A 26,291-nucleotide genomic window follows, 5' to 3' on the forward strand; every position below is an offset into this window, starting at 1 on the left:
ACAGCTTTCGTAACGGTCGATCGGGTCATTGCGACTTGTGTGCTGCGATCGAGAAGAAAGCCTTCGGTGCGGTCGCGTCGTCATGCTGATCGACCGGGAGTTCCTTGATGAGACCAAGTTCGTCGTTGCTGCTCTGCGCGGTGGCGACCGCAGCGGCGCTTTCCGCCGGCTGCTCCGGGAATGGCGATGCCGCGGTGGCGAGCGCACCGCCAACGGTCACTGTGACCGTTACTACGGAGGCGTCGTCCGCCGCGCTGTCCACGCCCGAGGCGGCACAGTCCGCCGGGTCGACCGGCCCGCGGGGCAATCCGGTGAAGAAGGTCGGCGAGGTCGTGCACTTCTCGCGTTCTTCGGCTGTCGCGCCGACGGATCCGTCGTTCACCGTCACCAAGATCGCGAAGCAGCGGTCGAAGTACGGCTCCGAACAGGTCATGGCGGTGATGGTGCACGTGGAGACCAGCACCGACTCCGAACTGAACAGCGACCTGAGCCTGGCGCTGGGCCCGGTCGTCTACGTCACGGATCCGGACAGCGGCGAGAGCAAATCGCCGCACGGGGCGATGCAGTTGGGGGAGATGCCGGGGACGTTCGGCCGAGACAAGAAGTACGACTTCGGGTTCGAGTACAAGCTCGCGGACGTGTACGACCACGGATGGCTGACGATCAACAGCAACGGCGGGCCGGGTTCGGGGATCGACATCCAGTACGACCTCCGTTGAGTACTGCCGCTTTCCTCAACGAGTTCCCGGCAATCACCGATCGAAGCGATTCAGCCGAAGGGCCCCGGCCCGGCTGGCGCTCAGCCCAGCCCGGCGGCGGTGTCGCGATTGGACAGTCCTCGTCCGAGCATGAGCAGTGGGGCGGGAAACCGCGGAGAGTTCGTGGCCCCGCCCGCCTCGGGGCGGGGCCGATATCGGTCAGGCGCGGATCTGCTTGGCTCCGCCGCCGCCGCCGATGGCGATCTTGCGCGGCTTGGCCTGTTCGGCGATCGGCACCCGCAGGGTGAGCACGCCCGCGTCGTAGTCGGCTTTGATGCTGTCGGTGTCGAGGGTGTCGCCGAGGAACAGCTGGCGGGAGAACACCCCGCGCGGCCGCTCGGAGACCTGGACCTCCGCGTCCTCGCCGTAGTCTGGCCTGCGTTCGGCCTTGACGGTCAGCACGTTGCGCTCGACGTCCAGGTCGATCGACTCCGGCGCGACGCCGGGCAGGTCGAACTGCACCACGTAGTCGTTGCCGGACCGGTAGGCGTCCATCAGCATCACCGCCGGACGGGTGGCGGTGCCGTTGCCGCCGAAGAACTGCTGGGTCAGCCGATCGAGCTCCCGGAACGGGTCAGTTCGCATCAACATGACCATGCGCCTCCCTTTCTCCTTCCCACGTGCCCGCCGCCGGGGCGGGCGTTCGCTTGTCGGGGCTGTCGCGGAGATCCGGCCCCGCCGGACGCAAGCGGCGGGGCCGGAACCAGTTCGGGTGAAAAGCAACCGTGCAGTGCTGTGCGGCGGCGGGGCGGTCGCGGGACCACGTCACGAGACGCGATGCCGGGGCTGTGCGAGCCTCTTCGGCCGGGCGTCGTGGCAGACCTTCCCCGTCTCCGGTATCACCTCCCCAGAGATGTCACGGCTGTCGGGTGTGGTGCCTGCTGCTTGCCGGAGGAGAACGCTCCCGGTGCTCTGGCGGCCAAGCCCGCCACAAGCTCGCCGGAACCCGCTCCTCGGCCGAGTTTCCGGTGCTGCGCGGGGGAAAGTCGTTGGGGTGCAACGGCGGGAGCACCGCGGCGGTCACGATCGCCTCGAACTCGGCGCGCAACCAGACCGGATCGGCGCAGATCAGCTCGACGAATTCGCGGGCAGTCGCGCCCTGGCGGCTGATGGTGTCCGGCATCGTCGATCACTCCCCGGCTACGTTGTTTCGGCACCCAGGTCAGCTATCGCGTATATCCATTTCTATAGCGCGCACTGGAGATTGTGTCAAGCGGCGAGTGCAGACAATTTTGTCCACGGCCGGGCAGACTGCGTCGGCCGCCGTCTCGGTACTGTCCCTTCCCATGCCCACCGCCGACGTCACCGCAGATCTGGTCCGCGACCTGCTCCGGGACCAGCACCCGGATCTGGCCGGTCTGCCGATCCGCGAGGTGGCGGGCGGCTGGGGCAACCAGATGTGGCGGCTCGGGGACGAACTCGCCGTCCGCATGCAGCGGATGGACCCCACCCCGCAGCTTCAGCTCAAGGAACGCCGGTGGCTGCCGGTGCTGGCCCCGCGTCTGCCGCTCCCGGTGCCGGCGCCCGTGCGGTTCGGCGAACCGTCCGAGCGTTTCCCCAAGCACTGGACCGTGATGACGTGGGTCCCCGGCGAACCGCTCGACCGCGGCACGATCAGCCGCGGCGTCCACGCGGCCGACACGCTGGCGGATTTCCTCCGGGCGCTCCACGTGGAGGCCCCTGTCGACGCGCCGATCGCCGCGGATCGCGGTGCCCATCCCCGGGATTGCACGGGCGGCTTCGAGGAATTCCTCGAGGCAGTTGCCCTCGACAGCCTCGCGGACGACGTCCGGGCAGTCTGGGACGACGCCGTCGCGGCCCGCGCGTGGGAGGGTCCGCCGGTGTGGGTGCACGGCGACCTGCATCCGGCGAATGTTGTTGTCTCAGAAGGAACCCTCTCGGGCATCGTGGATTTCGGCGACCTGTTCGCCGGTGATCCGGCGTGGGATCTCGTTGCTGCCTGGGTGCTGCTGCCCGCGGGCACGGCCGCGCGGTTCTTCGAGAGCTACGCGCGGGCGGACGAGGCGGCGATCCGGCGTGCCCGCGGGCTGGCCGCGATGAAGGGCCTCTTCCTGATCCTCATGGGACAGAACGGGGACCAGGGCCTGCCCGGCGGGAAACCGCACTGGGGTCCTGCGGGCCGGGCGGCGCTGGAGCGGGTCTTGCGGGGGCTTTGACGGGTCAGTCCCACCACAGCGCGACGGCCAGCTCACGGCGGGCAGCTTCCGCATAGAAATCGCGCCGAATGCTGCCCCGCTAGGTCGCCGGTTACCGTCCGCGCGAGCGAGCCCAGCTCGGCCTCGATCTGCTCCAGGGACGACGGCACGACGGCGCGGACCGACTCCGGGTGATGCCGTGCAACGCTGCGACGTGCCGTGGCTCCAGCGCGGTCACCGGATGTCCGTCGATCGAGTAGAGCACATCTCGGTAGGCCGGATTGACTTCTTCGTAGCCGTCGAACCCGCGTCGCAGCAGCGCGAGGGTCTAGTCGTCGACTCCGGTCAGTTCCCGCCGTGACCCAGCAGTTCGCCCAGCGTTTCCGCCGACTGCCGACGGGCGGCAAGGTGCGCGGCGGAAATGCGGGCGAGCTGCTGGGTCACGGCCATGCGCCCGGACGCCGCGAGGACGCCCAGTCGGCGACTCACAGCTTCGCCGCGAGCTCCGTCCAGCCGGGAGCGCCGATCCGGACGAACATCGGCGTCGTGTCCAGCGGCGCCGCGTAATCGTGCAGGGTCCGGCCGCCGTTTTCGACTCGCTTGGTGTGTGGGTCGAACCACAGTCCCGAAGGCAGCGCGATGTCGCGGGAGGCGCCCGCGGTGATCATCGGGGCCGCCAGCAGGGCGGGGCCGAGCATCCACTCGTCGTCGACGGTGTCGAAGCGGTGGTCGGCGGGGAAGTCGAAGTACACCGGCCGCATGATCGGCGTGCCGTCCGCGACCGCCTGCTGTACCTGGGTTTTCAGGTAGCCCGCCAGTTTCGCGTGGGTGCGGACCGCGGCGGCGTACAGTTTCGCGGTGTCGGCCGGGTAGGCGACCGGCTTGCCGGTGGTGGTGTCGACCGTCGTCACCGGGGACGTCGACGCGTACATCAGCGGCATCAGCGACGCGGCCTGCGCCCAGCGCACGAGCACCTCGCGCGACGGCGGCGGCATGCTGTTCGAGCCGCCGATCATGTCCGTCTCGACGAACGGGTAGCCGTTGGCCGAGATCGCCGACGCCCGGCGCAGCGAGGTGCGCAGGCCGTCCCACGTGGTGTCCGCGTCGACCGCCCGGATCACGAAGCCGTAGCGCTGGTTGCCCCAGTGCGTGCGGATGCCCGCGCCCTGCTGGTCGAACGCGTCGGTCATGTCCGCGCCGAGCTTCTGGTAGTCCTGCGGGGTCAGGTTCCCGGTGGCGGCGCAGCGGTCGTCGAAGAAGCGGGTGTCGAACTTGAAGCCGTCGACGCCGTAGTCGGCCATCAGCTTGCGCAGGTTGCCGGTGTACCACTCGCGGGCCTGCGGATTGCCGAGGTCGATGATGCCTGCGGTGCCGTTCCACCAGGTCACCGTGCACGGCTGGGCCGGATTTCCCTTGGCGCGCACCAGATAGCCGTGGTCGCGGGCGTAGGCGTAGTTCGCCGAGTCGAGGTTGATCCAGAACGTGGTCCACAGGCCGAACTTCTGGCCCATCGCGTGGATCCCGTCGGCCAGTTTCTTCGGGTCCGGGAACGTCTTCGGGTCGAAGGTCAGGTTGCCGTAGTTGGATTCCCATTTGTCGTCGAGCTGCACGGTGTGCCCGGCGACGCCCGCCGCTTTCAGATCGCGTGCCCACGAAAGCACTTTGTCCTGGTCGATGTCGCGGTAGTACTGCGCCCAGGAATTCCACAGTGGACTCGCGTACTCGGCGTCGGTCGCGTCGCTCTTGGCCGGCTTGCCGACCTCGCCGACGTAGTCGTCGTACACCGCTCGGCGGTTCGACTCCACGAACACCGTGCTCGAGTACTCCGCGGAGTTCGTCACGGTCAGGTCGGCGCGCCCGCCTGTCATCGCGACCTTCATCGGCTGCGCGGTGCGAACGAAGAGCCCGACCGATTTCGACGTGAAGAAGTAGGGTTCCTGCATCATGTAGCTGGCGGGGGAGAACTCCGGCTCGTCCACCGTTCCGGCGGAAAGCGGATACGGCTGGGCTTTCCCTTCGCTGGTTTCGCCGCCGCCGTACCAATAGCCGGACGTCGTGAGGTCGAAGTGGGTCGCGCGCTGTCCGGCGGCGAGTCCGTCGACTGTCCACTTCAGATCAAAGCGGTCCTGGTGCGGGGTGATCCGCAGGGTCACCGGGCGGCCCGCCGTGCTGTCGGCGGTGGCGACGACGGTCGCGCCGTCTCGCGAGATCGACCGCACGCGCGTCGCCACGCCGCCGTCGAAGGTGAACGCGTCGGACGCGGTGCGCAGCAATTGTTCGCCGCCGCGCGTAAGACTCAGGCCGAGGCGGGCGGTGTCGATGCGCAGCTGGTAGCCGGGGGAGTCGGGACCGCGCGGCACGGAGATCGAGGTGAGCGGTTGCGCCGCGGCAGGAGTCGCGACGGAGCCGGTGAGGATGAGCCCGGCCGCCGCGTACGCGAGTCGTCGAGGCACTGGAGCCTCCTATTCTGCGTGAATATGCTCAAGGTGACGCTCGAACTTGCAGTAGTAAGCACATCGCGCAGCGGCTTTGTCAAGGCCCGGTGAGCGGGAACGCGGCGCGGAAAGGGGGTGTCCTGAATGGACCCGGGCACGACAGAACCGCCGTCCGCGGGAGCAGCGGCGGACGGCGGGCCGGAGCCGGGTTTCAGGCGATCTGGACCGGGATTCCGGCGGCCTTGAGCGCGGCGGTGACGTCGGGATCGGCGTCGCTGTCGGTCACGACCTCGTGGACGTCGGTGATGTCGCAGATGCGGGCGAAGGCGCGGCGGCCGAGTTTCGAGCTGTCCGCCACCGCCACCACGCGGGCGGCGTTGTTGACCATGAGCCGGTTGATGTCCGCCTCGCCTTCGTGGCAGGCGAACGCGCCCGCGGCCGGGTGCAGCGCGTCCACGCCGAGGAACAGCAGGTCCAGGCTGAGCTGGCTGAGCACCAGGGTCGCCAGCGGGCCGCTCAGTTCGAAGGACTGCGGGCGGGCGACCCCTCCGGTGACGACGATCTTCATGTTCGGCCGCACCGCGAGCTCGTGGGCGATGTTGAGCGCGTTGGTCACGATGGTGAGGCCGGGGGCGTCGGCGAGGTCCGCGCGCATGGCCAGTGCCCGGGCGACGCCCGCGGTCGTGGTGCCGCCGTTGAGGCCGACCACCATGCCGTTGGACACCAGTGCCGCGGCCGCGGCGCTGATCCGCTGTTTTTCCGGGGCGTGGCGGGCGGTTTTGTACCGCAACGGCAGGTCGTAGGCGAGGTCGTTCGCGACGGCTCCACCGTGGGTGCGGGTGAGCAGCTGCTGTTCGGCGAGGTGGTCCAGGTCGCGGCGGATCGTGGCGGCGGAGACGTTCAGCTCCGCGGCCACCTCTTCGACGTCGAGTTTCTCCCGCTTCGCCAAGAGGTCCAACAGTGTGCTCAACCGTTCATGCCGAGCCATCGGCTTGTGCTCCCTTCGACCCATTCCCTGCGCGCCCGCCGCCGCGCCATTGTTCACCCATCTGGCCGGTCGCGCTCATCCGGCCCCACCACCGGTTTTCATCCGGAAATCGTATTCGGCGGGCAGCGGGCCAGGGGAGATCGCGTGCCACACATCGCTCAGCGACGTCTCTCCCTCGCGGATCCCGGGCACCGTGAAGCCGCGCTCGTAGACCTCGCGCGCCCCTTCGCGATCGCCGAGCGCGAGCGAGGTTCGCGCCCGCAGCAACGCGAACCTGCCCTCGGCCGGCCACGGTTCGAGCATTTCCCGTGCGGTGCCGGGATCTCCGGCGGCGAGCTGCGCGGTGACGGCTTCCACGGCGAGCGGAGCCAGTTTCGGCAGCAGGTCCAATGCCTGCCGGTAGTACTCCGCGGCGCGCGCCGGATCTTCCTGGGCGACGGCGAGGTTGCGCCATGCCCAGCCGTTCGGCTCTGCCTCCAGCGACTGATGCCACGCGGCCTTCGCGCCGTCGCGGTCGCCTGCCGCCCAGCGCGCGATTCCCCGGTGGTACCAGGTGAGCCAGCCTTCGTCGGGTACCGCCTCCAGCAGTTCGGCCCAGTGGCGGTTGACCAGGGTGTCCGGCGGTTCGGCGGCGGGGTCGGACCGGGGCGCCACGCCGTCGAGCAGATCCAGCCACGGTTGCTGGGCCGCGCCGAGACTGTCCTCGGGAAACGGCGTGCCGGGCAGTTCCGTCAGCATCCGGCGGGTTTCCAGCGCGCCCCAGCCGGATCCGGTTGCCAGGAGTTCTCGTGGCGCGGCATCGGCGGCTGCACGCCATTCTCGCCAGCGCCGGTCCAATTCCTCCGCGGCGGGCAGTTCGGCGGCGACCGAGGCGAGCGCGGCGGGCCAGTCCGGTCCGTGCGTGATCTCCGGGTCGGCCGCGACCGGGCCGTAGCTTTCCAGCCAGTCCCACGAGGTGCCCGCGGGCAGCCGCAGGTGTTCGAGCTGCGTCCGCGCCAGCCCGGCCTGGATTTCGAGGTAGCCCTCCATGCCCGGGGCGAGCCATTCCTGCCACCGCCGCCCGCCCGCGGATTCGCCCCACACGAAGAGCTTCCGCCCGCGCAGCCGCGCCGTGGACGCCTGCCCGAGCCCGTATCCGGCTGCGTCGACGGCGGCGATCCACGGCGGCCCATCGACCTCGAAGAAGTAGTCGGCCGCCGCCTCCGCCCGTGCGGGGTAGGTGAGTTCGTCCGCGACGTCGACGAGTTCCAACCGCCCGGAGTAGCCGTAGTGCCAGGCCTTGCTCGCAGGGGCCAGCACGCGGGTCCCGGCCGTCTGCGTCACCGCGGTGTTGGACCACCAGTACACCGGCACGTCGTGAGCGTGCGGGTTGCGGATCCGCACGCCCACGAACAGCTGCCGCGACCCGTCGGGAAGCCAGAAATCCAGCTGGTACGGCAGGTCGCGGGTGCGTTCCCACTCCCACAGCCGCAGCACCGGCTCGCCGCCGGGGCCGGGTGCTTCGGCGGCGAACATCGGCGCGCAGGTCAGCGTGGTGTGCCCAGTGCTGCCGAGGTTCCACTCGACGCCGCCGGCGAACCACGCGTCGCGCAGCGCCAGGTTCGCCGGCTGGAACACCGGGTTGCGGTACACCAGGTCCCGGCCGGTTTCCTTGTCCAGCAGCGAATGCAGCCGCCCGCCGAGCCCGGGCAGGACGGTGGCGCGCAGCCGCTCGTTCTCCAGCACGAGCGCGGGCAGCCGCTGTTCGGTCCGGTCGCGGCCGTACCCGTCCTGCATCCGGCACGGCAGCACCGTGTCCAGCCTGCCGTAGGAAAGGTTCGCCGCCAGGTCCGCGGGCAGTTCGTCCACGTTGGACACCGAAGCCGCCGGTTCGGTCCGCCGCAACGGCGGCAACGGGTTTTCCGGCCCCAATTCGGCCGCCGGGAGCACGAGTTCGGTGCGGGTGATCGTGCTCATGCGTCAGGCAGCCGTTCGCCGGTGGCGGCGTCGAACAAGTGCGCCGCGCCGGTCCGCGGGGCGAGGGTGATCTCCTCGCCGCGTTTCCACGGCGCCATGCCCGGGGTCCGGACGGTCAGCACGCGGTCCCCGGTCCGGCAGTAGAGGTACTGGTCGCTGCCGAGTTCCTCGACCACTTCCACGACCGCGCGATATCCGGCACTGCCGATGTCCCAGCCTTCCGGCCGCACGCCGACGACGATCCCCGGCCCGGTCAGCGCGGACCGCTGCGCGGGGGTGAGCGGGAGCGTGCCGTCGCCCGCCGCCGCGCCGGAACCGTCCACTGTGGTCTCGATGAGGTTCATCGCGGGGGAGCCGATGAAGCCCGCGACGAACACGTTGCGCGGCCGCTCGAACAGCCCGACCGGGGAATCGCATTGCTGCAGCACGCCGTCGCGCAGCACAGCGACTCGGTCGCCCATGGTCATCGCCTCGATCTGGTCGTGCGTGACGTACAGCGTGGTGGTGCCGAGCCGCCGTTGCAGCGACGCGATCTGCGTGCGAGTCTGCACCCGCAGCTTGGCGTCCAGATTGGACAGCGGCTCGTCCATCAGGAACACGCTCGGCTCCCGCACGATCGCCCGGCCCATCGCCACCCGCTGCCGCTGCCCGCCGGACAGCTTCGCCGGGCGGCGGTCGAGGTATTCGGTCAGGTCCAGGGTGGTCGCGGCTTCGCGGACGCGGCGGTCCCGTTCGCCCTTCGGCATGCGCGCGAGCTTGAGGTGGAAACCGATGTTCTCCGCGACGGTCATGTGCGGGTAGAGCGCGTAGTTCTGGAACACCATCGCGATGTCCCGTTCCTTCGGCGGGAGTTCGGTGACGTCCTTGTCGCCGATGCGGATCGAGCCCTCGTCCACGCCCTCCAGCCCGGCGAGCATCCGCAGGGTGGTCGATTTGCCGCAGCCGGACGGGCCGACCAGCACGAGGAATTCGCCGTCGGCGACCTCGAGGTCGAGCCCGTCCACCGCGGGGCGTTCGACCCCGGCGTAGTAGCGGGTGGTGTCGGTGAAGCTCACGGTGGCCATCGAAGTCCTACTTTCCGGCGCCGAGGGTCAGGCCGGTGATGATCCGGCGGGCGAGCACGACGTAGAGCAGCAGCATCGGGAGCACGACGATCGCCACCCCGGCGATCAGCCCGCCGTACTCGGACTGGTAGCTCGCCGCGCCGTAGAAGGTGAACAGCGCGCGCGAGAGCGTGAAGTGGGCCTGGTCCTTGAGGAACACGATCGCCAGCAGGGTTTCGTTCCACAGCCCGATCGCGTTGAGCGTCAGCGCGGTGACCACGCCGCCGCGGGCCAGCGGCAGCACCACCGAGACGAACACCCGCACCGGTGAGGCGCCATCGAGCACCGCGGCCTCTTCGATTTCGTCGGGCAGAGAACGGAAGAACCCGGTCAGGAGGAACACCGTGAACGGTATGGACAGCGCTACGTAGAGCACGAACAGCCCGTATTGGTTGTCCAGGTGGATTTCGCTGAACGCGACGAACAGCGGGATGATCACGGTCTGGAACGGCACCCCCATGCCGATCGCGACGCCGTTGGTCAGCACGCCCGAACCGCGCACGCCGAGCCGGGTCAGCGCATACGCGCACGGCGCGGAGACCGCGACCGTAGCGATCGTCGCCAGCCCGACGAGGACCACTGTGGACAGCACGGCGTCGCCGAATCCGGCGTTGTTCCAGGCGTAGACGAAATTCCGGAACGGCTTGCCGACGTGGAACCATTGGTAGGGAAGGGCGAACGGCTTCGTGAAGATCTCCACCGGGGTCTTGAACGACGCGGTGATCAGCCAGTACAGCACCAGCAGGTTGCCCGCGGTGAACAGCCACACGAGCACGGAGCCGAGCAGCCGCAGCGGGCTGAGCCTGCGGCTGCCGGGAGCCGGGCGGGGACGGCGCGGCGGGGTGCGCCGGGGCTTGCCCGGGGCGGAGCCGCGCGGCGGCGCTTCCGTGACGGTCACAGGGTCTCCTTCAGAACTGGATGGCGTCACGGCGCATCAACCGGCGCAGGAGGACGACGAGGATCGAGACGAGCGCGATCATCGCGACCGCGCAGGCGCAGGCCGCGCCGAAGTCCGGCGTGCCGTTCGAGCCGAAGGTCCGGTCGAACACGTAGATGCCGAGCGTCCACGCCCGGTTCGGCGGCGCGTAGGTGCCCGGCCCGGCGAGCACGAAGACGAGTTCGAAGATCTTGAGCGCGTTGATCGTCCACAGCACCCCGGCCACGCCCACCACGTCCCAGGTGAGCGGGAGCGTGATGGAGCGGAACTTCTGCCAGGGCGAGGCCCCGCCCAGGTCCGCGTCCTCGTAGAGGTACGGCGGGATCTGGTCCACCGCGGCCATCAGGATGGTGATGTAGAAGCCGGAACTGGCCCAGATCAGCGACGCGGTCACGACGCCGGTCACGTTCTCCGGCGCGAGGAACTTCGCCGCGTCCGCGCCGAGGTGCTCCAGCACGTAGTTGGCGAGCCCCTGTTTGCCCGGCTGGTACTTGAACACGAAGCCGAGGAACATGCCGAGCGCGACCGGGGCGACGATGTTCGGGAAGAACAGGATCGCCCGCACGATCTTCCCGCCGCGCATGTCCCGCAGCACCATGGTGAACAGGAACGCGAGCAGGAAAGTGCCGATGCCGCCGAGGAAGACGTAGATCAGCGTGTTGCCGAAGGCGTAGCGGAACGCGTCGCTCTGCCACATCCGCACGTAGTTCCCGACGCCCTGCGGCCGCGGCGTGTCGCCCGCGCCGGACCAGCTGGTGAAGCTGAGCACCACGGTCGCGATCGTCGGCAGCACCAGGAACGCGAGGTAGAGCGCCAGCGCGGGGGCGGCGAACGGCCAGAACAGCTTGCGTTTGCGGCTCAGGTGCGGCCCGAGCGCGGGCCGCCGCCCGGCCCGGGCCGCCTCCGTGACAGTCGCCATCAGTGCTGGTTCTTCCAGAAGGCGGCGGACTTCTGCGCGAGCTGCGCCACGAACGCCTCCGGGGTCAGCTGTCCCTTGAGCAGCGCGGTGTCGGCGGGGTCGAACACGTCGGTCTGCCATTTGCCGCCGGCGATCGCGTCGATGCCGTCGTACTGCAGCACGTGCTCCTTCTTCTGGTCGTCCATCACGGTCTTGACCGGCTTCAGGTCGTCCGGCACCGCGAGGTCGGGCCGGGGCACCAGGTTGTCGGCCACCGCGGGGATGCCGGCGAGGTTGCCCTTGTTGAGGAAGTAGGCGATGAACGCCTTGGCCGCGTCGGCGTTCTTGGCCTTCTTGGGCACGGCGAAGCCGATCGACATCTGCTCGACGGTGTCGTGCGTGGCGCCGGGCGGCATCGGGAACTGGAACGAGCCGTAGTCGATCTTCGTGCCCGCGCCCTGCTTGTCCAGGTATTCGCGGGTTTCGCTGGGCGCCCAGGTGCCGACGTACAGGAACCGCGCGTCGCCGTCCGCCCAGCGCTGCTGGATCTGCGGGAACTTGGCCGCGTCCCAGCCGTCGATGAAGTACTTCGAGATCCGCGCGGTCTGCGCGGCGGCCTCGCGGAACCCGGGCACGTCGGTCCACGCGCGGCCGGTCGGGTCCTGCGCCGCCTTCGCCAGCCCGCCCGCGCCGACGTAGCGTTCGGCCAGCTGGGTGAAGTAGTACATGTTGTAGAACGGGATGTCGCCGTCCTGGCTGACCGCCGCCTTGCCGTCCGCCTTCGCCTTGTCGAACAGGCCGATCAGCTCGTCCACGGTCTTCGGCTGGCCGAGCGCGCCGCCCGCCGTCGCCTTGTCGTACCACCAGGCGCTGGACTGGATCTCGTACGGCACGAGGAAGCTGTGCCCCTCGTGGTCCTTGTTCTGCGGGAAGTCGTACGAGGTGAGGGAGAGGACGTCCTTGACCGTCTTGTCGCCTTCGCCGATCTTCATGCCGTACACGTCGTCGAGGCTCTGCGTGCCGCCCGGGGTCATGATCGCCGCGCCGACCTTGCTGACGTCCTGGTCGAACAGGTCGGGCACGGTGCCGGTGTTGAGCGCCGGGACCAGGTTCTGGGTGTAGGCCTTGCGGCCGAGCCACTGCACGTCGACCTTCACGCCGGTCTTGTCCTGGAAGCACTTCAGCGCTTTTTGCAGCACCTTGCCCTGCGGCTCGTCCGCGGTCCACATGGACCAGTACACGAGCTGCCCGCCGCCGGCCGGTTTCGCCGCCGGCTCCGGACAGGGCGAGGAAAGGAATTCGGCCGCGCCGGGGAGCGCGTTCTCCCCAGTGCCGCCGCCCGCCGCGTCGCCGCTGCCGCACCCGGCGAGCAGCAGCGTCGCCGCTAAGGTCGAGCCCACGAGCTTGTGAAACCGCATCAGCCACCACCTGATCGAGGTCGAAGACCACACACTCAGTGCGTGTTGCTGCGCATTTTTGGCGCTTACCAATCACTTGTCAACATTTTCCCTCAGGTTCGCGGTGGCATCGTGACCCGCGGGCGGAAACGGCCCGACCTGCTCGAAGCAGGTCGAATGGCGGGTTGACAGTGCACAATCGATCACTAAAGCTGTGTGAACTTGTTCGTTCTTGTCGGTTGTTGATGCCGATCGCCTGCGAGGAACCGAGCCATGCCACGCTTCCGCACATCGTTGACCGCCGGTGCGGTCCTGGCCCTCACCGCCGGGACCTGCACCGTGCCCTTGGCCGCGCACGCCGACCCCGGCTACTCCGTGTCGGTCGGGGCCGTCGCCGAATACCCGTACCCGACGGACACGCCGGCCGCCCCGTTCCTGGACCGGGACGGGACCTTCTATTTCCAGCAGTCCGCCGCCCTCTACGGCAAAGACGGCCCGCGGGTCTGGGACTTCTACACCGGCAAGGACTTCGACTCGGCCAAGCGCGACGCGAGCCTGAGCGACGCGGTGAACCCGGCCGAGCCGCGCGATCGCAACAACGACACCACCTGGCGGTGCAACACGAGCCCGACCGGACGCGAGGCGACCGACCCGCCCGCCGGGTCCAGCTACACCCAGAAGAACTTCTGCGATCTCGTCGGCACCTGGGTCGATCCGGATACCGGTGACTGGTACGGCTTGGTGCACAACGAGTTCACCCCCGAACCCTTCGGCGCCTATTCGTTCTCCCACTACGACGCGATCGACTGGGCGGTGTCGGCCGACCGGGGCCGCACCTGGCGGATCGGCGGGCACGCGATCACGTCGCCGTACTCGACGAAACGCGGCGACACGGCGGCGTTCCCGAACCAGACGTTCGACTACGGCGACGGCGATCCGCGGCTGTTCGCCGATCCGAAGTCCGGCTACTTCTACGTCTATTACGGTTCCCGCGTCGTGACGAAGGCCGGTCAGGGCGGCGGCGGGTTCAGCGGCCTCGCGCACGTGGCCCGCGCGCCGATGTCCGGGAAGATGGGCACCGGAACGTGGCAGAAGTGGTACGACGGCCGATGGGCGCAGCCTGGCGTCGGCGGCAAGGAAAGCAACCTCGTGCCCACGGACGTCGACCCTCTCGGCTACACGCCGCCGGAGAAGGACTACAACCCGGCGAACACCGGCACCGCCGCCCAGCAGGTAGCCGCCGGAACGCTGCCGCGGAAATCCGACCTGTTCGTCATGAACATCGCCTACGACGCGCACCTCGGGCTGTACATCGGCGAGCCGGAGGCGGTCGATTCGGTCGGACCGCAGCGGTTCTACGCGACCGAGGACCTGGCGAACCCGAAGTGGCGGCTGATCGGCGACACCGGTTCGTACCGGGACCAGTCGTGGTACCGCTGGTTCGTCGACTCGGGGAGCAAGACCACCGGGACGATCGTGGGCAAGACCTTCCGGTCGTACTGCTCGATCTCGTGCACGGACGGCCGCGACGGCGTCTACGCCGACGTGACCATCACGTCCGCCGCACCGGCCGCGTCCCTGGTCGACCCGGGCCGCGTCTACCGGATCGGCTCCGGTCGCGTGCTCGCCCAGTCGGGCCGCACCGGCACCACGTCCGTGCCCTCGTGGCTGGCCGGCGATGGAGCGAACTGGCGGTTCACCCCGGTCGGCGACGGTTCTTACCGCATCACCAACGCCGCGAGCGGTCTGGCACTGGGAGTTCCGGGCCGTGGCTGGGGGACCGCGCCGACCCTGAACGCCGGTTCCGGCGTTGCTCAGCAATGGTTCCTGGTCCCGGCGAACGGCGGGACCAGGCTGGTCAACCGCTCCAGCGGGCTGGTGCTGGCGCTTTCGGCCGAGCCGGGACGGCGAAGCGAGACCACGCCGGTGCGCGCTTGGACCGACCGCACCGGCAGCCTGGTCGGCAACGGCCGGACCGCGGGCGAGCAGATCCTGCAGCTGACGCCGCGCCGCTGACTTCATCCGCCTGTCCTTCACGGACGGTCAGGCGATCGCGACAGTGAAAACGTGCAGCGCCGAGTTCGACGGCAGGGTGACCGCGACGGCCCGTTTGCCCGGGTCGAGCGGGACGGAGTTCGCGAACACCCGGTAGGCCACCGTCGGATAGGCCGGACCGGACTTCGTGTTCTTGCCCTGCACCGAGGCGACCGTGGTCGCGCCGTACTGGGCCGGGTCGGCGCAGCACCAGTTCGGGAAGCCGAGTTCGGCCTGGCTCGTGCTGCCGTCGGCGTACCGGACGACGACCTGGCCCTTCGCGGCGGATCCGGTCCCGGTGCCGGTCAGGACCAGCTTGGCGCCGCTGCCCTGCACGGCGACGGTCTGGCCGCCCGCGACGACATTGTCCGGCTTCCCGGCACCGGCGTCGGGCCAGGTCGCCTGAGCGCCGTCCGCGGTGAACTGCGCTCCCGGTTTCAAGCCCGCTTCGGCGAGACCCTCCGCGCGGAAGCTGCTGCCGCTGCCGTCGAGGTCGCCGTTCGCGGCGTGTGCCGCGTCAGTGACCCCGACGTTCCCGTACGCCGCGGCCACCGTCGCGTACGGCACCGTGACCATCGCTGACCCGGTCGCTTCGTGCGTGCTCAGCCGGGCCTGGTACTTCGCGGTGGCGGTCAGCTCGTAGTCCGCCGGACGCAGACCCGCGTCCGGGGTGAGTCGCACCGGCACCTGCACCGTCTGACCCGGCCACACGAGCGCCGGAGCCTGCGATGCCTCCGCGTGGAAACCGTTGGCCTGCACGGACAATGCCACGTCACGCACCGGCAGCGGGGTGCTGTTGGTGAAGCTGGCGGTTGCCGACACGGCCTGGCCCGGAGCGGCCGTCGCGGGAGCGGAAAGCCGCACTGAGGCGTTGTCGTCGGCGGGGAAGAACCCGCCGACGGCGCTCGCCCCGAGCAGCCGGATGTCCTGAGCGGCACCGGAATCGACCGAGCCGGTCTTCACCCGCACCACGCCGCGCGCGGACGGGTCGTACCACCAGCCGGACGGGGCTTGGTCCAGCTCCGCCTTGCTGGCGTACTGCCGCAGCATGCCGTGGCCGCCCAGCACCGCCGCCGGTTTCGTTCCCGTGTGGACGGACAGCTGGTAGTTCCGCGCCGCCGGTTTGCCGGGATAGGACCCGGCGCTCGCGCCGATCCCGACGGTCACCGTGCCCGGACCGGACCCCGGCGCGTCCACCGTGAACGTCTGCCGGGCCTGCTCGCCGCGCTGGTAGCCGCGCGTGACGCCGTCGTCCTCCGTGAGGGTGAAGCTGCTCTTGCCCTGCGGGTACACGTCGACGTCCAGCCGGCTCTTGTCGCGGGTCTGCCAGGACGTCGTGCCCTCCGCCCACATCGGCACGACAGCGCCGCCGCGGACGAACAACGGCAGCTTGTCCAGCGGCGCGTCGTAACCGTCCACAGTGGTCGGACCGGTGTAGGTCTTGCCGCTCCAGTAGTCCGTCCAGGTGCCCTTGGGCAGGTAGATGCCGTTGCGCACGGACGAACTGTCGTAGACCGGGGCGACCAGGAAGTCCGTGCCGGAGAGGAATTCGTACTTCGCCTTGTCGGTCCAGGCGTTCGGGTCGTCGGGATACTCCAGGGCCAGCGGCCGGACCTGGCCGACGCCGGTCTGGTGCGCCTGCACCGAGTAGCTGTAGGTGTAGGGCAGCAGCCGTTCCTTGAGCAGCAGGTACTTGCGGTTGATCGAGGTGAAGGGCTCGCCCTGGCGCCAGGGCTGCTTGTCCGACTTCGCCCAGCCGTCCATGGTCATCGCGACCGGGAGGAAGGACTTCCACTGCAGGTCGCGGACGTAGGTCTGCGGGCTGCCGCCGAAGATGCCGTCGATGTCGCCGGTGTTGTAGGCGATGCCGGACAGCGTCGAACCGGCGTAAGTCGGGATCTGCCACTTGATGTAGTCGTAGGAGCCGGACTGGTCTCCGCTCCAGAGCACGCCGCATCGTTGCGCGCCCGCCCAGCTCACCGGCTGCCAGACGAACCCGCGCGCGTCGCTGTTGTCCTCGATGCCCTTGTGCGCGGTGTCGCACGCGTCGAGGGCGAACTGGTAACCGGGGCCGACCCACGCGACGTCCAGTTTGCGCACGCGGACTCCGGCCTTGACCTCCTCGGCCTGGTTGGGCACGCCGTTCTCGGTCCACAGACCGAGCTGCATCTTGTTGTCCCGCAAGCCTTCGCCGGTCTGCTGGAGGTTTTCGTAGCCGCAGCCGTAGCCGTCGTTGACCAGCATCCAGCCGTTGGGCATGCCGTGTTCGGGATAGCCCTCGGCGACCTTCACCGCGTCGAGGGTGTGCCGCTCGCCGCGGTTCGCGTTGTGCAGGTAGCAGTCGGAATCGCCGGTCTCCAGGCCGTAAATGGGCGGGAGGAAGGGTTTGCCGACCAGGTCGGTGTAGCCGGAGATGACGTCCTTGAGCCCGTCGCCGACGACGTAGGTGGCGTCGAAGCGGCGCTCGTCGTGGGTCGTGCGGACCGGATCGGCGAACGAGTAGCTGCCCGGGGAGAAGGTGTTGCGCAGCACGCCGTACCCGGCCGTCGAGGCGTAGAACGGCTGGGAGTTGGGCGCGCCGCCGTCGTTCCAGTTGTCGTCGGCGAAAATCTTGATGGTCTGGTCGCGGTGGCTGAACCGGCCGTTCTGCTCCCCGCCGCCGACGTACTGTTCGGCGGCGCCGCGGGCGAGCGTCTGCGTGGTGGTGTCCCCGGTCCAGGACAGCGGCGCGGACTCGGCCCAGAGCTGCTTGCGGTCCGCGCCGTCGTAGAGGGCGAACTTCAACGGGTGCTTGTAGGCGCGGAGCGTGGCCTTGCCGGTGCCGATGGCCCAGTAGGCGCCGCGGTCGGTGCGCTTCGGCGGCACGGGGGCCTTGCCGTTCGGCAGCACGATCTTGCTGCCCGCCGGATCGGTGAAGGTCCCGTCCGGCGCGAGCCAGACCCGGACGGCAGCCGCCGAGGGGAAGCTGACCCGGACGGCCGCGGCGCCCGCGGTCAGGGTGGTCACCGGGCCGTCGGCGGAGACGCCGGTCAGGTCGCCGAGCCGCCCGGCGGGGGCGGTGGCGGCGTGGGCGGAGGAGGGGGTCGCGACGGCCAGCAGAACCAGCGCTGAGCCCAGACATCGCAGGGATTGCTTAAATCTGCTCATTGTATACCTCTCTTGCGCATTAAAATGCACATGGCGCTTCTGTATAGCGCACTCAGGCAGCGAAAGTCACCGGCCGAAGCAGTGGAGCAGACTTCCGTCGGTATCGAGGTTCGGGGGTGCCCGCCGAGCCGGATCCGGTGGGCGGCAGGCAGATCCGCGCGGTGCCGCTTCCCAGCACCGCGTTCAGCCTGACCCTAACCTCCCGGTTTCCCTTACCCGGCCAGCAGCCGGAGCAGCCGTGCCGTCTCCGCCGCCACCGCGGAGCGGCCGAGCCGGACATACTTGCGCGGGTCGACCGCCTCGGGCTGTTCCTCGAGGAACTGCCGGACCGCGCCGGTGAACAGCCCGTTGAGGTGCGTCGAGATGTTGATTTTCGCCATCCCGGCAGCCACCGCGCCGCGCAGTTCGTCGTCGGAAAGCCCGGAGGATCCGTGCAGCACCAAGGGAACCGGGACGGCGTCCCGCAGCCGCGTCACCAGTCCGCGGTCGACCGAGGCGGTGCGCGACAGCATCGCGTGCGACGTGCCGACCGCCACGGCCAGCGCGTCGACCCCGGTGGCGGCGACGAACTCCGCCGCCTCGTCCGGATCGGTGCGGGCACCCGGCGCGTGCACGCCGTCCTTGCCGCCGACCTCGCCCAGTTCGGCCTCCACCGCGACTCCCGCCGCGTGGCAGAGGTCCGCCACCTCGCGGGTGCTGCGCACATTGTCCGCATAGGACAGTCGCGAACCGTCGTACATCACGCTGTGCACGCCCAGTTCGATGCCTTCGCGGACCAGTCCGGTGTCCTCGATGTGGTCAAGATGCACGAGCACCTCCACCGACGCCCGGCGCGCGATCTCCAGCGACGCCGCGGTGATCGGGGCCAGTCCGCCGTGATAGGTCACGCAGTTCTCGCTGATCTGCAGGATCACCGGCAACCGCGCCTGTTCGGCTCCGGAGACGATCGCCTCGGCGTGCTCCAGCAGGATCACGTTGAACGCGCCCACCGCGCCGCCCCGGTCCTGGGCCGAGGCGAGCAACCGGGCGAAGGCGGGACGGGTGATCATGCGGACGCTCCGTTCAGGAATCGGCAGTACGCGGACAGATCGATCTCTCCGGCGACCGGACGCAACACCGCGGCCGCACCGGCTGCGGCGGCATGGCGCAGCGCCTCGTGCAACGGCAGCCCGCGCACGAATGCCGCAGCCAGTCCGGCGGTCGCCGCGTCCCCGGCGCCGGTGGGATTGCCGCGCACACCGGGCACGACAGGAACCGCGACGACCCCGGCCCGGGTGTAGGCGGCGATGCCGTCCTCGCCCCGCGACACCACAACCAGCCCGGCCCCGAGCCTGGACAACTCCGCGGCACCCGAGGCTTCATCGACGGCACCGGTGGCGGACAGCAGTCCCTCCCGGTTCGGCTTAACGTCGGCCCCGGCCCGCGCGGCGGCCAGCAACGCGGGCCCGGACGAATCGACCAGTGCCCGGACCCCGGCTTCCCGGGCCAGCCGAACCCAGTCGCCGACCAGTTCCGGCGCGGCGTTCCGGGGCAGGGAACCGGAAATCACGAGCAGCTCCGCGTCCCGCAGCCGGGTGGCGAGCAACGCCGAGAATCGTTCCCATTCCGCGTCGGACAGTTGAGGCCCCGGCTCGGCGTACACCGTGGGATGTCCGTCGCCGGTGACCGTGACCGTCGATCGGGTCTCGGCTTCGCACGCAGTGGCGTCGAACGGAACCGCCAGCGCCGAGCCGAGCCAGCGTCCCGCGTCACCGCCGAGCGGGAGCAGTGCGCGCACGGGAATATCCAGCGCCGCAAGGACATGGGCGACATTCACGCCTTTGCCACCGGCCCGCCGCTGCACGTCGAGCACCCGATTCGTGCCGCCGAGGATGTGGGCGCCGACCCGGTAGGTGACGTCGACTGCGGGGTTCGGTGTGGCGACGACGATCATGGCAGCGCACCCACCACGGCAGCCCGATCCCCGTGGTGCGCTTGGGCAATCGCAGGTGCGCTCAGCGCCCTATGCCCGACTTCGGGGGTGGGTGGGTTGAGCAGCAGAGTGCCCGCCTCGGCGACGGCGGTGGTGCAGCGGGCCGCAGAGTTAGGTGTGGCGACGGCGATCATGGCAGCGCCAGCAGTGTCGCGCCCGCCACGCCCGATCGCCATGGTGCGCTTGGACAGTCGCGGGCTCCGGGGCTGATGCGCAGTCTCGCGGGCGAGGGGGTCGATCAGGAGGGTGCCCGCTTCGGCGAGGCCGCCGGTGCTGCGGCGGGCTGCGGGGTTAGGTGTGGCGACGGCGATCATGGCAGCGCCAGCAGTGTCGCGCCCACCACGCCCGATCGCCGTGGCGCGCTTGGACAGTCGCGAGCCTCGAGCCGATGCGCAATCTCGCGGGCGAGTGGTTCGAGCAGGAGGGTGCCCGCCTCGGCAACGGCGGTGGTGCGGCGGCCCGCGGGGTTGGACGTGGCGATGACGATCATCGCAGCGCCAACAACGTCGCACCCACCACAGCAGCCCGATCCCCGTGGTGCGCCTGGACAATCGCAGGCGCGCGCAGCGCCCCGAGCCGATGCGCGACCTCGCGGGCGAGTGGGTCGAGCAGCAGGGCACCCGCCTCGGCGAGGCCGCCGCCGACGACCACGGTGGTGCAGCCGGCCACGGCGGTCGCCCAGGCGATCGGCTCCGCGAGCGCGCGGACGCACTCGCCCCACGCCTCGGCCGCCGCCGGGTCTCCGTCGCGAACCCGCGCGGCGACTGCGGCCGCGTCCGGGGCTCCGGCTCGGCGCGCGAGTCCGGACGCCGACGCGACCTCCTCGACGCGGCGGCCGTCGGGCAGCCGGATCTGGCCGACTTCGCCTGCCCACGGGCCCGCGTCGAGCACCTCGCCGCGCACCACCAGTGCGGTCGCGAAACCGGTGCCGACCGGGGCGAACAGCACCGGTCCCGAGTCGCCGGCCGCCGCTCCGGTGCGGGCTTCGGCGAGCGCACCCGCGCGGACGTCCTGCCCGAACGCGAGCGGGACGTCGAGGCGCGCGGAGACGAGGTCGTGGACCGGAACGTCGTCCCAGCCGAGATTGACCGCCTTCACGCACCGTCCGGCGCGCTCGTCCACGATCCCCGGGACCACCAGGCCCACCGCCTCGACCGGGTAGCTCGCGGCGGCCCGGGCCACCAGGTCGGCGAGCGCCGCGGGGTCGCCGAACGGGGTCGGTTCGCGCCATTCGGCGGACACGGAACGGCCGTCGGTCACGCGCATCTTCACGGTCGTGCCGCCGACGTCGGCGCCGAGGACGGCCATCAGGCGAGGATGACCGAACGGGTCAGCGACCGCGGCCGATCGGGATCGAGCCCGCGCCGCCGCGCGAGCGCCACCGCGAACCGCTGCGCCACGACCAGCCCGGCGAGCGGGTCGAGATCGTGGTGCACGAACCGGGCGCCGGTGCGGGCGATCTCGGCGGCCAGCCCGTCCGGGGTCTCGCCGAACGACCACACGAGCCTGCCGGACTGCGCGATGGCGATCGGGCCGTGCCGGTAGTCCATCGCGGGATAGGCCTCGGCCCAGAACTGCGCCGCTTCCCGGGTTTTGAGCGCGGCCTCGCAACTGATGCCGACCGCGGCCCCGCGCCCGATGAAGGTGACCTGTTCGGCGTCGAGCAGATCGTCGACCGGTTCCAGCAGCGCGCGTTCAGCCTGCCGCGCCAGCTCGTCGATGTCGTCGCCGAGGCCGGCGCGCAGCAGCGCGAGCGTGCTCGTGGCGAAGCGGGTCTGCACCACCGAACGCTCGTCGGCGAACGGCAGCTCGACCACTTCCGCCGCGACCGAGGCCGCCGGCCCGTCGCCCACCGCGGTGATCAGCGTGGTGCGCTGCCCGGCCAGCGCGGACAGCAGTTCGATGATTTCGGTAGTGGTGCCGGACCGGGAGATCGCGACCACCCGGTCGTACTCGCGGCCGGGCGGGTACTCGGACCCGGCGAACGCGTCGGTGACGCCGAGGCCCCGCTGCTCTCGCATGGCGGCGTAGCTCATCGCGACGAACCAGCTGGTGCCGCACCCGACGACGGCCACCCGCTCGCCAGGCCGCGGCAGCACTCGGGCGGCGGGCCCGGCGCAGTCCGCGGCGGCCCGCCACATCTGCGGCTGGGAGGCCAGTTCGGCGGCCACGAAGGAACCCGGCGCGGAAAGCGCACCGGCCGCATCGGACACGGAGGACTCGGACGAGAACGACTCGGGGGAGGACGGCTCTGACATGAAGGCCCTTCGGTCCGTGAACTGAGCGCGGCCCTCAGTGTAGACGATCGTTTCTGCTTGAAGTGAGCGATTTGCATCATCTTCAATCATCACGGATGGGCTGTTGTGAGCGTCCGAACGTCGCGGAGCGGCAACGTGGCTACGAGCGCTGCCTGGTTCGGCCATAACAGGTGCAGAACGTAAAAAGCGCGAGCGGTGAAGGACGGGTGTCCCTCACCGCTCGCGCAGTCAGTTCAGGTGGAGCGGCTACGTCACCAGCCGCGCTCGGCGAGGCGGTGCGGCTCCGGCACGTCCTCGACGTTGATGCCCACCATGGCTTCGCCGAGCCCGCGCGAAACCTTCGCCAGCACGTCCGGGTCGTCGTGGAACGTCGTGGCCTTCACGATCGCCTCCGCGCGCTGCGCCGGGTTGCCGGACTTGAAGATGCCCGAACCCACGAACACGCCTTCCGCGCCGAGCTGCATCATCATCGCGGCGTCGGCCGGGGTGGCGATGCCGCCCGCGGTGAACAGCACGACCGGGAGCTTGCCCGCCTCGGCCACCTCGCGGACCAGCTCGTACGGCGCCTGCAGTTCCTTGGCCGCGACGAACAGCTCGTCCTCGGGCAGGGACTGCAGGCGGCGGATCTCGCCGCGGATCTTGCGCATGTGCGTGGTCGCGTTCGAGACGTCGCCGGTGCCGGCCTCGCCCTTCGAGCGGATCATCGCCGCGCCCTCGGTGATGCGGCGGAGCGCTTCGCCGAGGTTGGTCGCGCCGCAGACGAAGGGCACGGTGAACGCCCACTTGTCGATGTGGTTCGCGTAGTCGGCGGGGGTGAGCACCTCGGACTCGTCGATGTAGTCGACGCCGAGCGACTGCAGCACCTGCGCCTCGACGAAGTGCCCGATCCGCGCCTTCGCCATGACCGGGATCGACACCGCTTCGATGATGCCGTCGATGAGGTCCGGGTCGCTCATCCGGGCGACGCCGCCCTGGGCGCGGATGTCCGCGGGGACGCGCTCCAGCGCCATGACGGCGACCGCGCCCGCGTCCTCGGCGATCTTGGCCTGGTCGGCGGTCACGACGTCCATGATCACGCCGCCCTTGAGCATCTCCGCCATGCCGCGCTTGACCTTCGCGGTGCCGGTGACGGTCTGGGGTTCGGCGTTCTGCTGCTGCGACACCTTGCGGGCCTTTCTCGGGGGAGCTGAATGGGTCTTCTCCTCCAGAGTAAGACGACGGTGGACCGCTGAGGCAGGCCATTGCGCGGCTATCTCGGAAGGCCACTTTCCACGCCGAAAGATCCACTTGGGCTCGGTCACTTTTCCGCCGGGAAGCGTTGACCTGGGGCTTCCGGAACGGCCTACCATGGGAGACGAGGCCGGCCCGCCGGAGACAGGCTGCCTCGATGCCAGGGGAGACCACCTTCGAGGTGGCCACTGGCGACAGATTTCAGCAGTCCACTTCACGTCGGCCCGGGACCGGCCGCCGGAGCGCTCCGCGAGTGGGCGGCGGCCCCGGTGCTGCCCGCCTTACCTGCCCGGTTGCGTTCCGGACGGCCCCCCTAAGCTGATGCGAACGTCTCACGGGAGGTCGGGTGGCGACAGCTACGGGAGCACGGCCGGCGGTCGGCGTGCTCGCCCTGCAAGGCGCCGTGCGCGAGCACGTCGCGATGCTGGAGAGCGCGGGGGCGCGCGCGGTTCCGGTGCGCCGCCCGTCCGAGCTGTCCCGAGTGGACGGCCTGGTGCTGCCCGGCGGGGAGTCCACCACGATGTCGCGGCTGCTCGAGACCTTCGAGCTGCTCGAACCGCTGCGCGAGCGGATCGCCGGCGGCCTGCCCGCGTTCGGCTCGTGCGCCGGGATGATCCTGCTGGCCCGCCAGGTGCTCGACGGGCGCCCGGACCAGCAGCAGCTCGGCGGGCTCGACGTCGTCGTGCGCCGCAACGCGTTCGGCAGGCAGGTCGACTCCTTCGAGGCCGACCTCCCGTTCGCCGGGCTGCCCGGCGGGCCGCTGCACGCGGTGTTCATCCGGGCCCCGTGGGTCGAGAAGGCGGGAGCCGGGGTCGAGGTGCTGGCCACCGTGCCGGACCCGGAGGACCCGCCGGACGGGCCGAGGGCGGATAGGATCGTCGCCGTCCGGCAGGGGGCGGTGGTGGCCACGGCGTTCCACCCGGAGATCACCCGGGACGAGCGCGTGCACCGGCTGTTCGTCGAGCTCGTGCGGAAAGCCTGAGCAAGGATTGCGGCGGCCGCGCCGGGAGGCACGCGGCCGCGGGAACAGATGGAGGAAAGATGAGCGGCCACTCCAAGTGGGCCACGACGAAGCACAAGAAGGCGAACCTCGACGCCAAGCGGGGCAAGCTCTTCGCGCGGCTGATCAAGAACATCGAGGTCGCCGCCCGCACCGGGACCGGGGGAGGGGACCCGGACGGCAACCCCACGCTGTACGACGCCATCCAGAAGGCGAAGAAGAACTCCGTCCCGCAGGACAACATCGAGCGCGCGCGCAAGCGCGGCGCCGGCGAGGAGGCGGGCGGCGCCGACTGGCAGAACATCACGTACGAGGGCTACGGCCCGAACGGCGTGGCGGTGCTGATCGAGTGCCTCACCGACAACAAGAACCGCGCCGCGATGGAGGTCCGTACCGCGCTCACGCGCAACAACGGCTCGCTCGCCGACCCGGGTTCGGTCGCCTACATGTTCAACCGCAAGGGCGTCGTGATCATGCCCAAGGCGGACGCGACCGAGGACGACGTCCTCATGGCGGTCCTCGACGCGGGCGCCGAGGAGGTCAACGACCTCGACGAGAGCTTCGAGATCGTCTCCGAGGGCACCGACCTCGTCCCGGTCCGCAAGGCGCTGCAGGAAGCCGGGTTCGAGTACGAATCGGCCGAGCTGACCTTCCTGCCGTCGGTGAGCGTGCCGCTCGACGTCGACGGCGCGAAGAAGGTCTTCAAGCTGATCGACGCGCTCGAGGACTGCGACGACGTGCAGAACGTCTATGCCAACTTCGACGTGTCCGACGAGGTCATGGCCGAGGTGGACTGATCTCGGCGGTGGGACGGGCAACGTCTACGCACTGTGCCGGATTCCACGTCTCCGACGAGGTCATGGCCGAGGTGGACTGATCCAATCGCACGCGACACGGCCGCGCTCCCGGCACTCCGGGGGCGCGGCCGTTTTCGTGCAAGGTTTCCCTTGCCGCGCAACGGAAACCGCGAAAATCCTAGGCGCAGGCGGAAAATGACCGGCGCGGGGACTGGGCTCGGGCGCGCGGGTGGGGCAGAATGTCCGCCGTGACGACCTCCGCCCTCACCGAGCAAGAGCAGAGCCTCATCGCCTGGATCGAGACCCAGGCAAGGGAACGGGGCAACGCGGTCATCGCCGTGCCCGCCGACGACCAAGGGGCCGGCTACTGCTTCACCGCGTGCGCGTGGGCGTTGCACAACGTGCCCGAAGCCGTCGTGATCGGGCTGCCCGACCACATGGCCCCGGTGCTGCTCGACGCGTACGTCGACCGCTCCGCCAACGGCGAGATCTTCGAGGTCGGCAAACGCTACGACGATTTCTTCGAGGGCGCGCCGGTGATCTTCGAGCGCGTCGCGAAAGGCCACTACCCGGAGTACTTCGGGTCCGCGTTCCTCGTCTACCCGGACGGCGACTTCCCGGCGCTGCAGATGATCGTCGCGACGCCGGACGGGCACTTCCCGTGGCACGCCGACGCGCCCGAGGGCTTCGCCGAATGGCAGCCGGTGCTCACCGAGAGCGGCGACCCGGAGAGCTGGACGCCCGGCGTCGACGGCCCCTGACCGCGGCTCCCGGCTAGCCCAGCGCGGCTAGGTCGTCGGCGGCGTCCGGAAAGCGCTCGGCCAGCGTCGCCGGATCCGCGAACTCCACGCAGTCGTCGGTATACGGCGGCACCACGACGGTGCCGAGCAGGCTCCACGCGCCCAGCGACACCGTGGCCTGCCATGTCCCCGCGGGCACCACCACCTGCGGGCGTTCCCCGGCGGCCACGTCGCTGCCCAGCACCGGGCGCGTCACCTCGCCGTCCGGATGCAGCAGGAGCATCCGCGCGGGCGAACCGGCGTGGTGCACGAACACCTCGACCCGGTCGAGCCGGTGCGGCGCGGAGATTTCGGGCGCGGTGAGCAGGTAATAGATCGCCGAACTTTCGGGGGCGCGCCAGCTTTCCGCGAACCGGCCGCCCTCCACCGGCAACGGTTCCAGCCCCAGGTGCTTGACGTAGTCCTCCGGTCCCGGCATGCGCCCC

At 70.1% G+C, this 26,291-nt stretch carries 25 protein-coding genes; 6 read left to right on the forward strand and 19 right to left on the reverse strand.

What is annotated here, in order from left to right; genetic code table 11:
- Nucleotides 1–25 precede the first annotated feature (25 nt).
- A complete protein-coding gene (locus tag DMP23_RS13910; protein WP_238605740.1) occupies nt 26–220 on the reverse strand; it encodes a hypothetical protein in 195 nt (64 codons plus the stop codon).
- Nucleotide 221: 1 nt separating this feature from the next.
- Here DMP23_RS13910 and DMP23_RS13915 point away from each other — a divergent pair, with 1 nt between their 5' ends.
- Complete coding sequence (locus DMP23_RS13915) at nt 222–719, forward strand: hypothetical protein (protein WP_337821258.1); 498 nt, start codon at nt 222–224, stop codon at nt 717–719.
- A gap of 198 nt (nt 720–917) precedes the next feature.
- On the opposite strand, the gene DMP23_RS13920 is transcribed toward DMP23_RS13915, so the two are convergent.
- Both DMP23_RS13920 and DMP23_RS13925 read right to left on the reverse strand, forming a co-directional pair.
- Nucleotides 918–1,349 carry an Hsp20/alpha crystallin family protein gene (locus DMP23_RS13920; RefSeq protein ID WP_337821259.1) on the reverse strand — a complete coding sequence of 144 codons (432 nt, stop codon included), beginning with the start codon at nt 1,347–1,349 and terminating at the stop codon, nt 918–920.
- Nucleotides 1,350–1,614: 265 nt separating this feature from the next.
- Complete coding sequence (locus DMP23_RS13925; protein WP_337821260.1) at nt 1,615–1,881, reverse strand: hypothetical protein; 267 nt, start codon at nt 1,879–1,881, stop codon at nt 1,615–1,617.
- A gap of 163 nt (nt 1,882–2,044) precedes the next feature.
- Here DMP23_RS13925 and DMP23_RS13930 point away from each other — a divergent pair, with 163 nt between their 5' ends.
- Complete coding sequence (locus tag DMP23_RS13930) at nt 2,045–2,935, forward strand: aminoglycoside phosphotransferase family protein (protein WP_337821261.1); 891 nt, start codon at nt 2,045–2,047, stop codon at nt 2,933–2,935.
- Nucleotides 2,936–3,259: 324 nt separating this feature from the next.
- Here the strand turns inward: DMP23_RS13930 and DMP23_RS13935 are convergent, their stop codons facing one another.
- The 8 genes from DMP23_RS13935 to DMP23_RS13970 all read right to left on the reverse strand — a co-directional run bounded on the left by DMP23_RS13935 (nt 3,260) and on the right by DMP23_RS13970 (nt 12,649).
- On the reverse strand, nt 3,260–3,403 hold the full coding sequence (locus tag DMP23_RS13935) for a hypothetical protein (protein WP_337821262.1): 144 nt from the start codon (nt 3,401–3,403) through the stop codon (nt 3,260–3,262).
- Nucleotides 3,400–5,367: a glycoside hydrolase family 31 protein gene (locus tag DMP23_RS13940; RefSeq protein WP_337821263.1), complete on the reverse strand. Its 1,968-nt coding sequence runs from the start codon at nt 5,365–5,367 to the stop codon at nt 3,400–3,402. The genes DMP23_RS13935 and DMP23_RS13940 overlap by 4 nt, the downstream gene beginning before the upstream one ends.
- Before the next feature lie 193 nt (nt 5,368–5,560).
- Nucleotides 5,561–6,337 carry a DeoR/GlpR family DNA-binding transcription regulator gene (locus DMP23_RS13945; protein ID WP_043835871.1) on the reverse strand — a complete coding sequence of 259 codons (777 nt, stop codon included), beginning with the start codon at nt 6,335–6,337 and terminating at the stop codon, nt 5,561–5,563.
- A 75-nt stretch (nt 6,338–6,412) separates the two neighbouring features.
- Nucleotides 6,413–8,293, reverse strand: a complete 1,881-nt coding sequence (locus DMP23_RS13950; protein WP_337821264.1) for a DUF5107 domain-containing protein — start codon at nt 8,291–8,293, stop codon at nt 6,413–6,415.
- Nucleotides 8,290–9,357 carry a sn-glycerol-3-phosphate ABC transporter ATP-binding protein UgpC gene (locus tag DMP23_RS13955; RefSeq protein ID WP_037811266.1) on the reverse strand — a complete coding sequence of 356 codons (1,068 nt, stop codon included), beginning with the start codon at nt 9,355–9,357 and terminating at the stop codon, nt 8,290–8,292. The genes DMP23_RS13950 and DMP23_RS13955 overlap by 4 nt, the downstream gene beginning before the upstream one ends.
- A 7-nt stretch (nt 9,358–9,364) precedes the next feature.
- Nucleotides 9,365–10,294, reverse strand: a complete 930-nt coding sequence (locus DMP23_RS13960) for a carbohydrate ABC transporter permease (protein ID WP_037811268.1) — start codon at nt 10,292–10,294, stop codon at nt 9,365–9,367.
- A gap of 10 nt (nt 10,295–10,304) precedes the next feature.
- Nucleotides 10,305–11,252: a carbohydrate ABC transporter permease gene (locus DMP23_RS13965; protein ID WP_037811270.1), complete on the reverse strand. Its 948-nt coding sequence runs from the start codon at nt 11,250–11,252 to the stop codon at nt 10,305–10,307.
- A complete protein-coding gene (locus DMP23_RS13970) occupies nt 11,252–12,649 on the reverse strand; it encodes an ABC transporter substrate-binding protein (RefSeq protein WP_337821265.1) in 1,398 nt (465 codons plus the stop codon). Before DMP23_RS13970 ends, DMP23_RS13965 begins: the two co-directional genes overlap by 1 nt.
- A gap of 252 nt (nt 12,650–12,901) precedes the next feature.
- Here DMP23_RS13970 and DMP23_RS13975 point away from each other — a divergent pair, with 252 nt between their 5' ends.
- A complete protein-coding gene (locus DMP23_RS13975; protein WP_337821266.1) occupies nt 12,902–14,644 on the forward strand; it encodes an RICIN domain-containing protein in 1,743 nt (580 codons plus the stop codon).
- A gap of 27 nt (nt 14,645–14,671) precedes the next feature.
- Here DMP23_RS13975 and DMP23_RS13980 read toward each other — a convergent pair whose 3' ends face one another.
- From DMP23_RS13980 to pdxS, 7 genes are all read right to left on the reverse strand, one after another.
- Nucleotides 14,672–17,809, reverse strand: coding sequence for a TIM-barrel domain-containing protein (locus DMP23_RS13980; RefSeq protein ID WP_337821267.1), 3,138 nt, complete (start codon nt 17,807–17,809; stop codon nt 14,672–14,674).
- A 212-nt stretch (nt 17,810–18,021) separates the two neighbouring features.
- Complete coding sequence (locus DMP23_RS13985) at nt 18,022–18,858, reverse strand: class II fructose-bisphosphate aldolase (RefSeq protein WP_337821268.1); 837 nt, start codon at nt 18,856–18,858, stop codon at nt 18,022–18,024.
- Nucleotides 18,855–19,742 (reverse strand): 1-phosphofructokinase family hexose kinase, encoded by an 888-nt coding sequence (locus DMP23_RS13990; protein WP_337821269.1) that lies wholly within the window; start codon nt 19,740–19,742, stop codon nt 18,855–18,857. The genes DMP23_RS13985 and DMP23_RS13990 overlap by 4 nt, the downstream gene beginning before the upstream one ends.
- A gap of 349 nt (nt 19,743–20,091) precedes the next feature.
- Nucleotides 20,092–20,271: a hypothetical protein gene (locus DMP23_RS13995; protein WP_337821270.1), complete on the reverse strand. Its 180-nt coding sequence runs from the start codon at nt 20,269–20,271 to the stop codon at nt 20,092–20,094.
- A complete protein-coding gene (locus DMP23_RS14000; RefSeq protein ID WP_337821271.1) occupies nt 20,268–21,089 on the reverse strand; it encodes an ROK family protein in 822 nt (273 codons plus the stop codon). Before DMP23_RS14000 ends, DMP23_RS13995 begins: the two co-directional genes overlap by 4 nt.
- The gene (locus DMP23_RS14005; protein ID WP_337824400.1) at nt 21,089–21,922 is read right to left on the reverse strand and encodes an SIS domain-containing protein; all 834 of its coding nucleotides are present in this window, start codon (nt 21,920–21,922) and stop codon (nt 21,089–21,091) included. Before DMP23_RS14005 ends, DMP23_RS14000 begins: the two co-directional genes overlap by 1 nt.
- A gap of 368 nt (nt 21,923–22,290) precedes the next feature.
- Nucleotides 22,291–23,202 (reverse strand): pyridoxal 5'-phosphate synthase lyase subunit PdxS, encoded by a 912-nt coding sequence (pdxS, locus tag DMP23_RS14010; RefSeq protein WP_037811282.1) that lies wholly within the window; start codon nt 23,200–23,202, stop codon nt 22,291–22,293.
- A gap of 413 nt (nt 23,203–23,615) precedes the next feature.
- Between pdxS and pdxT the strand changes: the two genes are divergently transcribed.
- From pdxT to DMP23_RS14025, 3 genes are all read left to right on the forward strand, one after another.
- The gene (gene pdxT, locus DMP23_RS14015; RefSeq protein ID WP_134661810.1) at nt 23,616–24,251 is read left to right on the forward strand and encodes a pyridoxal 5'-phosphate synthase glutaminase subunit PdxT; all 636 of its coding nucleotides are present in this window, start codon (nt 23,616–23,618) and stop codon (nt 24,249–24,251) included.
- Between the two features lie 59 nt (nt 24,252–24,310).
- Entirely contained in the window at nt 24,311–25,066 is a 756-nt protein-coding gene (locus DMP23_RS14020) for a YebC/PmpR family DNA-binding transcriptional regulator (RefSeq protein WP_037811285.1), read from the forward strand.
- Nucleotides 25,067–25,305: 239 nt separating this feature from the next.
- Nucleotides 25,306–25,827, forward strand: coding sequence for a DUF4262 domain-containing protein (locus DMP23_RS14025; RefSeq protein WP_037811286.1), 522 nt, complete (start codon nt 25,306–25,308; stop codon nt 25,825–25,827).
- A 13-nt stretch (nt 25,828–25,840) separates the two neighbouring features.
- Here the strand turns inward: DMP23_RS14025 and DMP23_RS14030 are convergent, their stop codons facing one another.
- The gene (locus DMP23_RS14030; RefSeq protein WP_337821272.1) at nt 25,841–26,284 is read right to left on the reverse strand and encodes a cupin domain-containing protein; all 444 of its coding nucleotides are present in this window, start codon (nt 26,282–26,284) and stop codon (nt 25,841–25,843) included.
- Nucleotides 26,285–26,291: the final 7 nt, after the last annotated feature.

Origin of the sequence: Amycolatopsis sp. A1MSW2902, assembly GCF_017312175.1 — a bacterium.
Classification (GTDB): domain Bacteria; phylum Actinomycetota; class Actinomycetes; order Mycobacteriales; family Pseudonocardiaceae; genus Amycolatopsis; species Amycolatopsis nivea.

What these genes read in the sequence shown, in the direction of transcription:
- DMP23_RS13920 (WP_337821259.1), bottom strand. Translation starts at nt 1,349, where the DNA reads ATGTTGATGCGAACTGACCCGTTCCGGGAGCTCGATCGGCTGACCCAG.
- DMP23_RS13925 (WP_337821260.1), bottom strand. Translation starts at nt 1,881, where the DNA reads ATGCCGGACACCATCAGCCGCCAGGGCGCGACTGCCCGCGAATTCGTC.
- DMP23_RS13930 (WP_337821261.1), top strand. Translation starts at nt 2,045, where the DNA reads ATGCCCACCGCCGACGTCACCGCAGATCTGGTCCGCGACCTGCTCCGG.
- DMP23_RS13945 (WP_043835871.1), bottom strand. Translation starts at nt 6,337, where the DNA reads ATGGCTCGGCATGAACGGTTGAGCACACTGTTGGACCTCTTGGCGAAG.
- DMP23_RS13950 (WP_337821264.1), bottom strand. Translation starts at nt 8,293, where the DNA reads ATGAGCACGATCACCCGCACCGAACTCGTGCTCCCGGCGGCCGAATTG.
- DMP23_RS13955 (WP_037811266.1), bottom strand. Translation starts at nt 9,357, where the DNA reads ATGGCCACCGTGAGCTTCACCGACACCACCCGCTACTACGCCGGGGTC.
- DMP23_RS13965 (WP_037811270.1), bottom strand. Translation starts at nt 11,252, where the DNA reads ATGGCGACTGTCACGGAGGCGGCCCGGGCCGGGCGGCGGCCCGCGCTC.
- DMP23_RS13970 (WP_337821265.1), bottom strand. Translation starts at nt 12,649, where the DNA reads ATGCGGTTTCACAAGCTCGTGGGCTCGACCTTAGCGGCGACGCTGCTG.
- DMP23_RS13975 (WP_337821266.1), top strand. Translation starts at nt 12,902, where the DNA reads ATGCCACGCTTCCGCACATCGTTGACCGCCGGTGCGGTCCTGGCCCTC.
- DMP23_RS13980 (WP_337821267.1), bottom strand. Translation starts at nt 17,809, where the DNA reads ATGAGCAGATTTAAGCAATCCCTGCGATGTCTGGGCTCAGCGCTGGTT.
- DMP23_RS13985 (WP_337821268.1), bottom strand. Translation starts at nt 18,858, where the DNA reads ATGATCACCCGTCCCGCCTTCGCCCGGTTGCTCGCCTCGGCCCAGGAC.
- DMP23_RS13990 (WP_337821269.1), bottom strand. Translation starts at nt 19,742, where the DNA reads ATGATCGTCGTCGCCACACCGAACCCCGCAGTCGACGTCACCTACCGG.
- DMP23_RS13995 (WP_337821270.1), bottom strand. Translation starts at nt 20,271, where the DNA reads ATGATCGTCATCGCCACGTCCAACCCCGCGGGCCGCCGCACCACCGCC.
- DMP23_RS14000 (WP_337821271.1), bottom strand. Translation starts at nt 21,089, where the DNA reads ATGGCCGTCCTCGGCGCCGACGTCGGCGGCACGACCGTGAAGATGCGC.
- DMP23_RS14005 (WP_337824400.1), bottom strand. Translation starts at nt 21,922, where the DNA reads ATGTGGCGGGCCGCCGCGGACTGCGCCGGGCCCGCCGCCCGAGTGCTG.
- DMP23_RS14020 (WP_037811285.1), top strand. Translation starts at nt 24,311, where the DNA reads ATGAGCGGCCACTCCAAGTGGGCCACGACGAAGCACAAGAAGGCGAAC.
- DMP23_RS14025 (WP_037811286.1), top strand. Translation starts at nt 25,306, where the DNA reads ATGTCCGCCGTGACGACCTCCGCCCTCACCGAGCAAGAGCAGAGCCTC.
- DMP23_RS14030 (WP_337821272.1), bottom strand. Translation starts at nt 26,284, where the DNA reads ATGCCGGGACCGGAGGACTACGTCAAGCACCTGGGGCTGGAACCGTTG.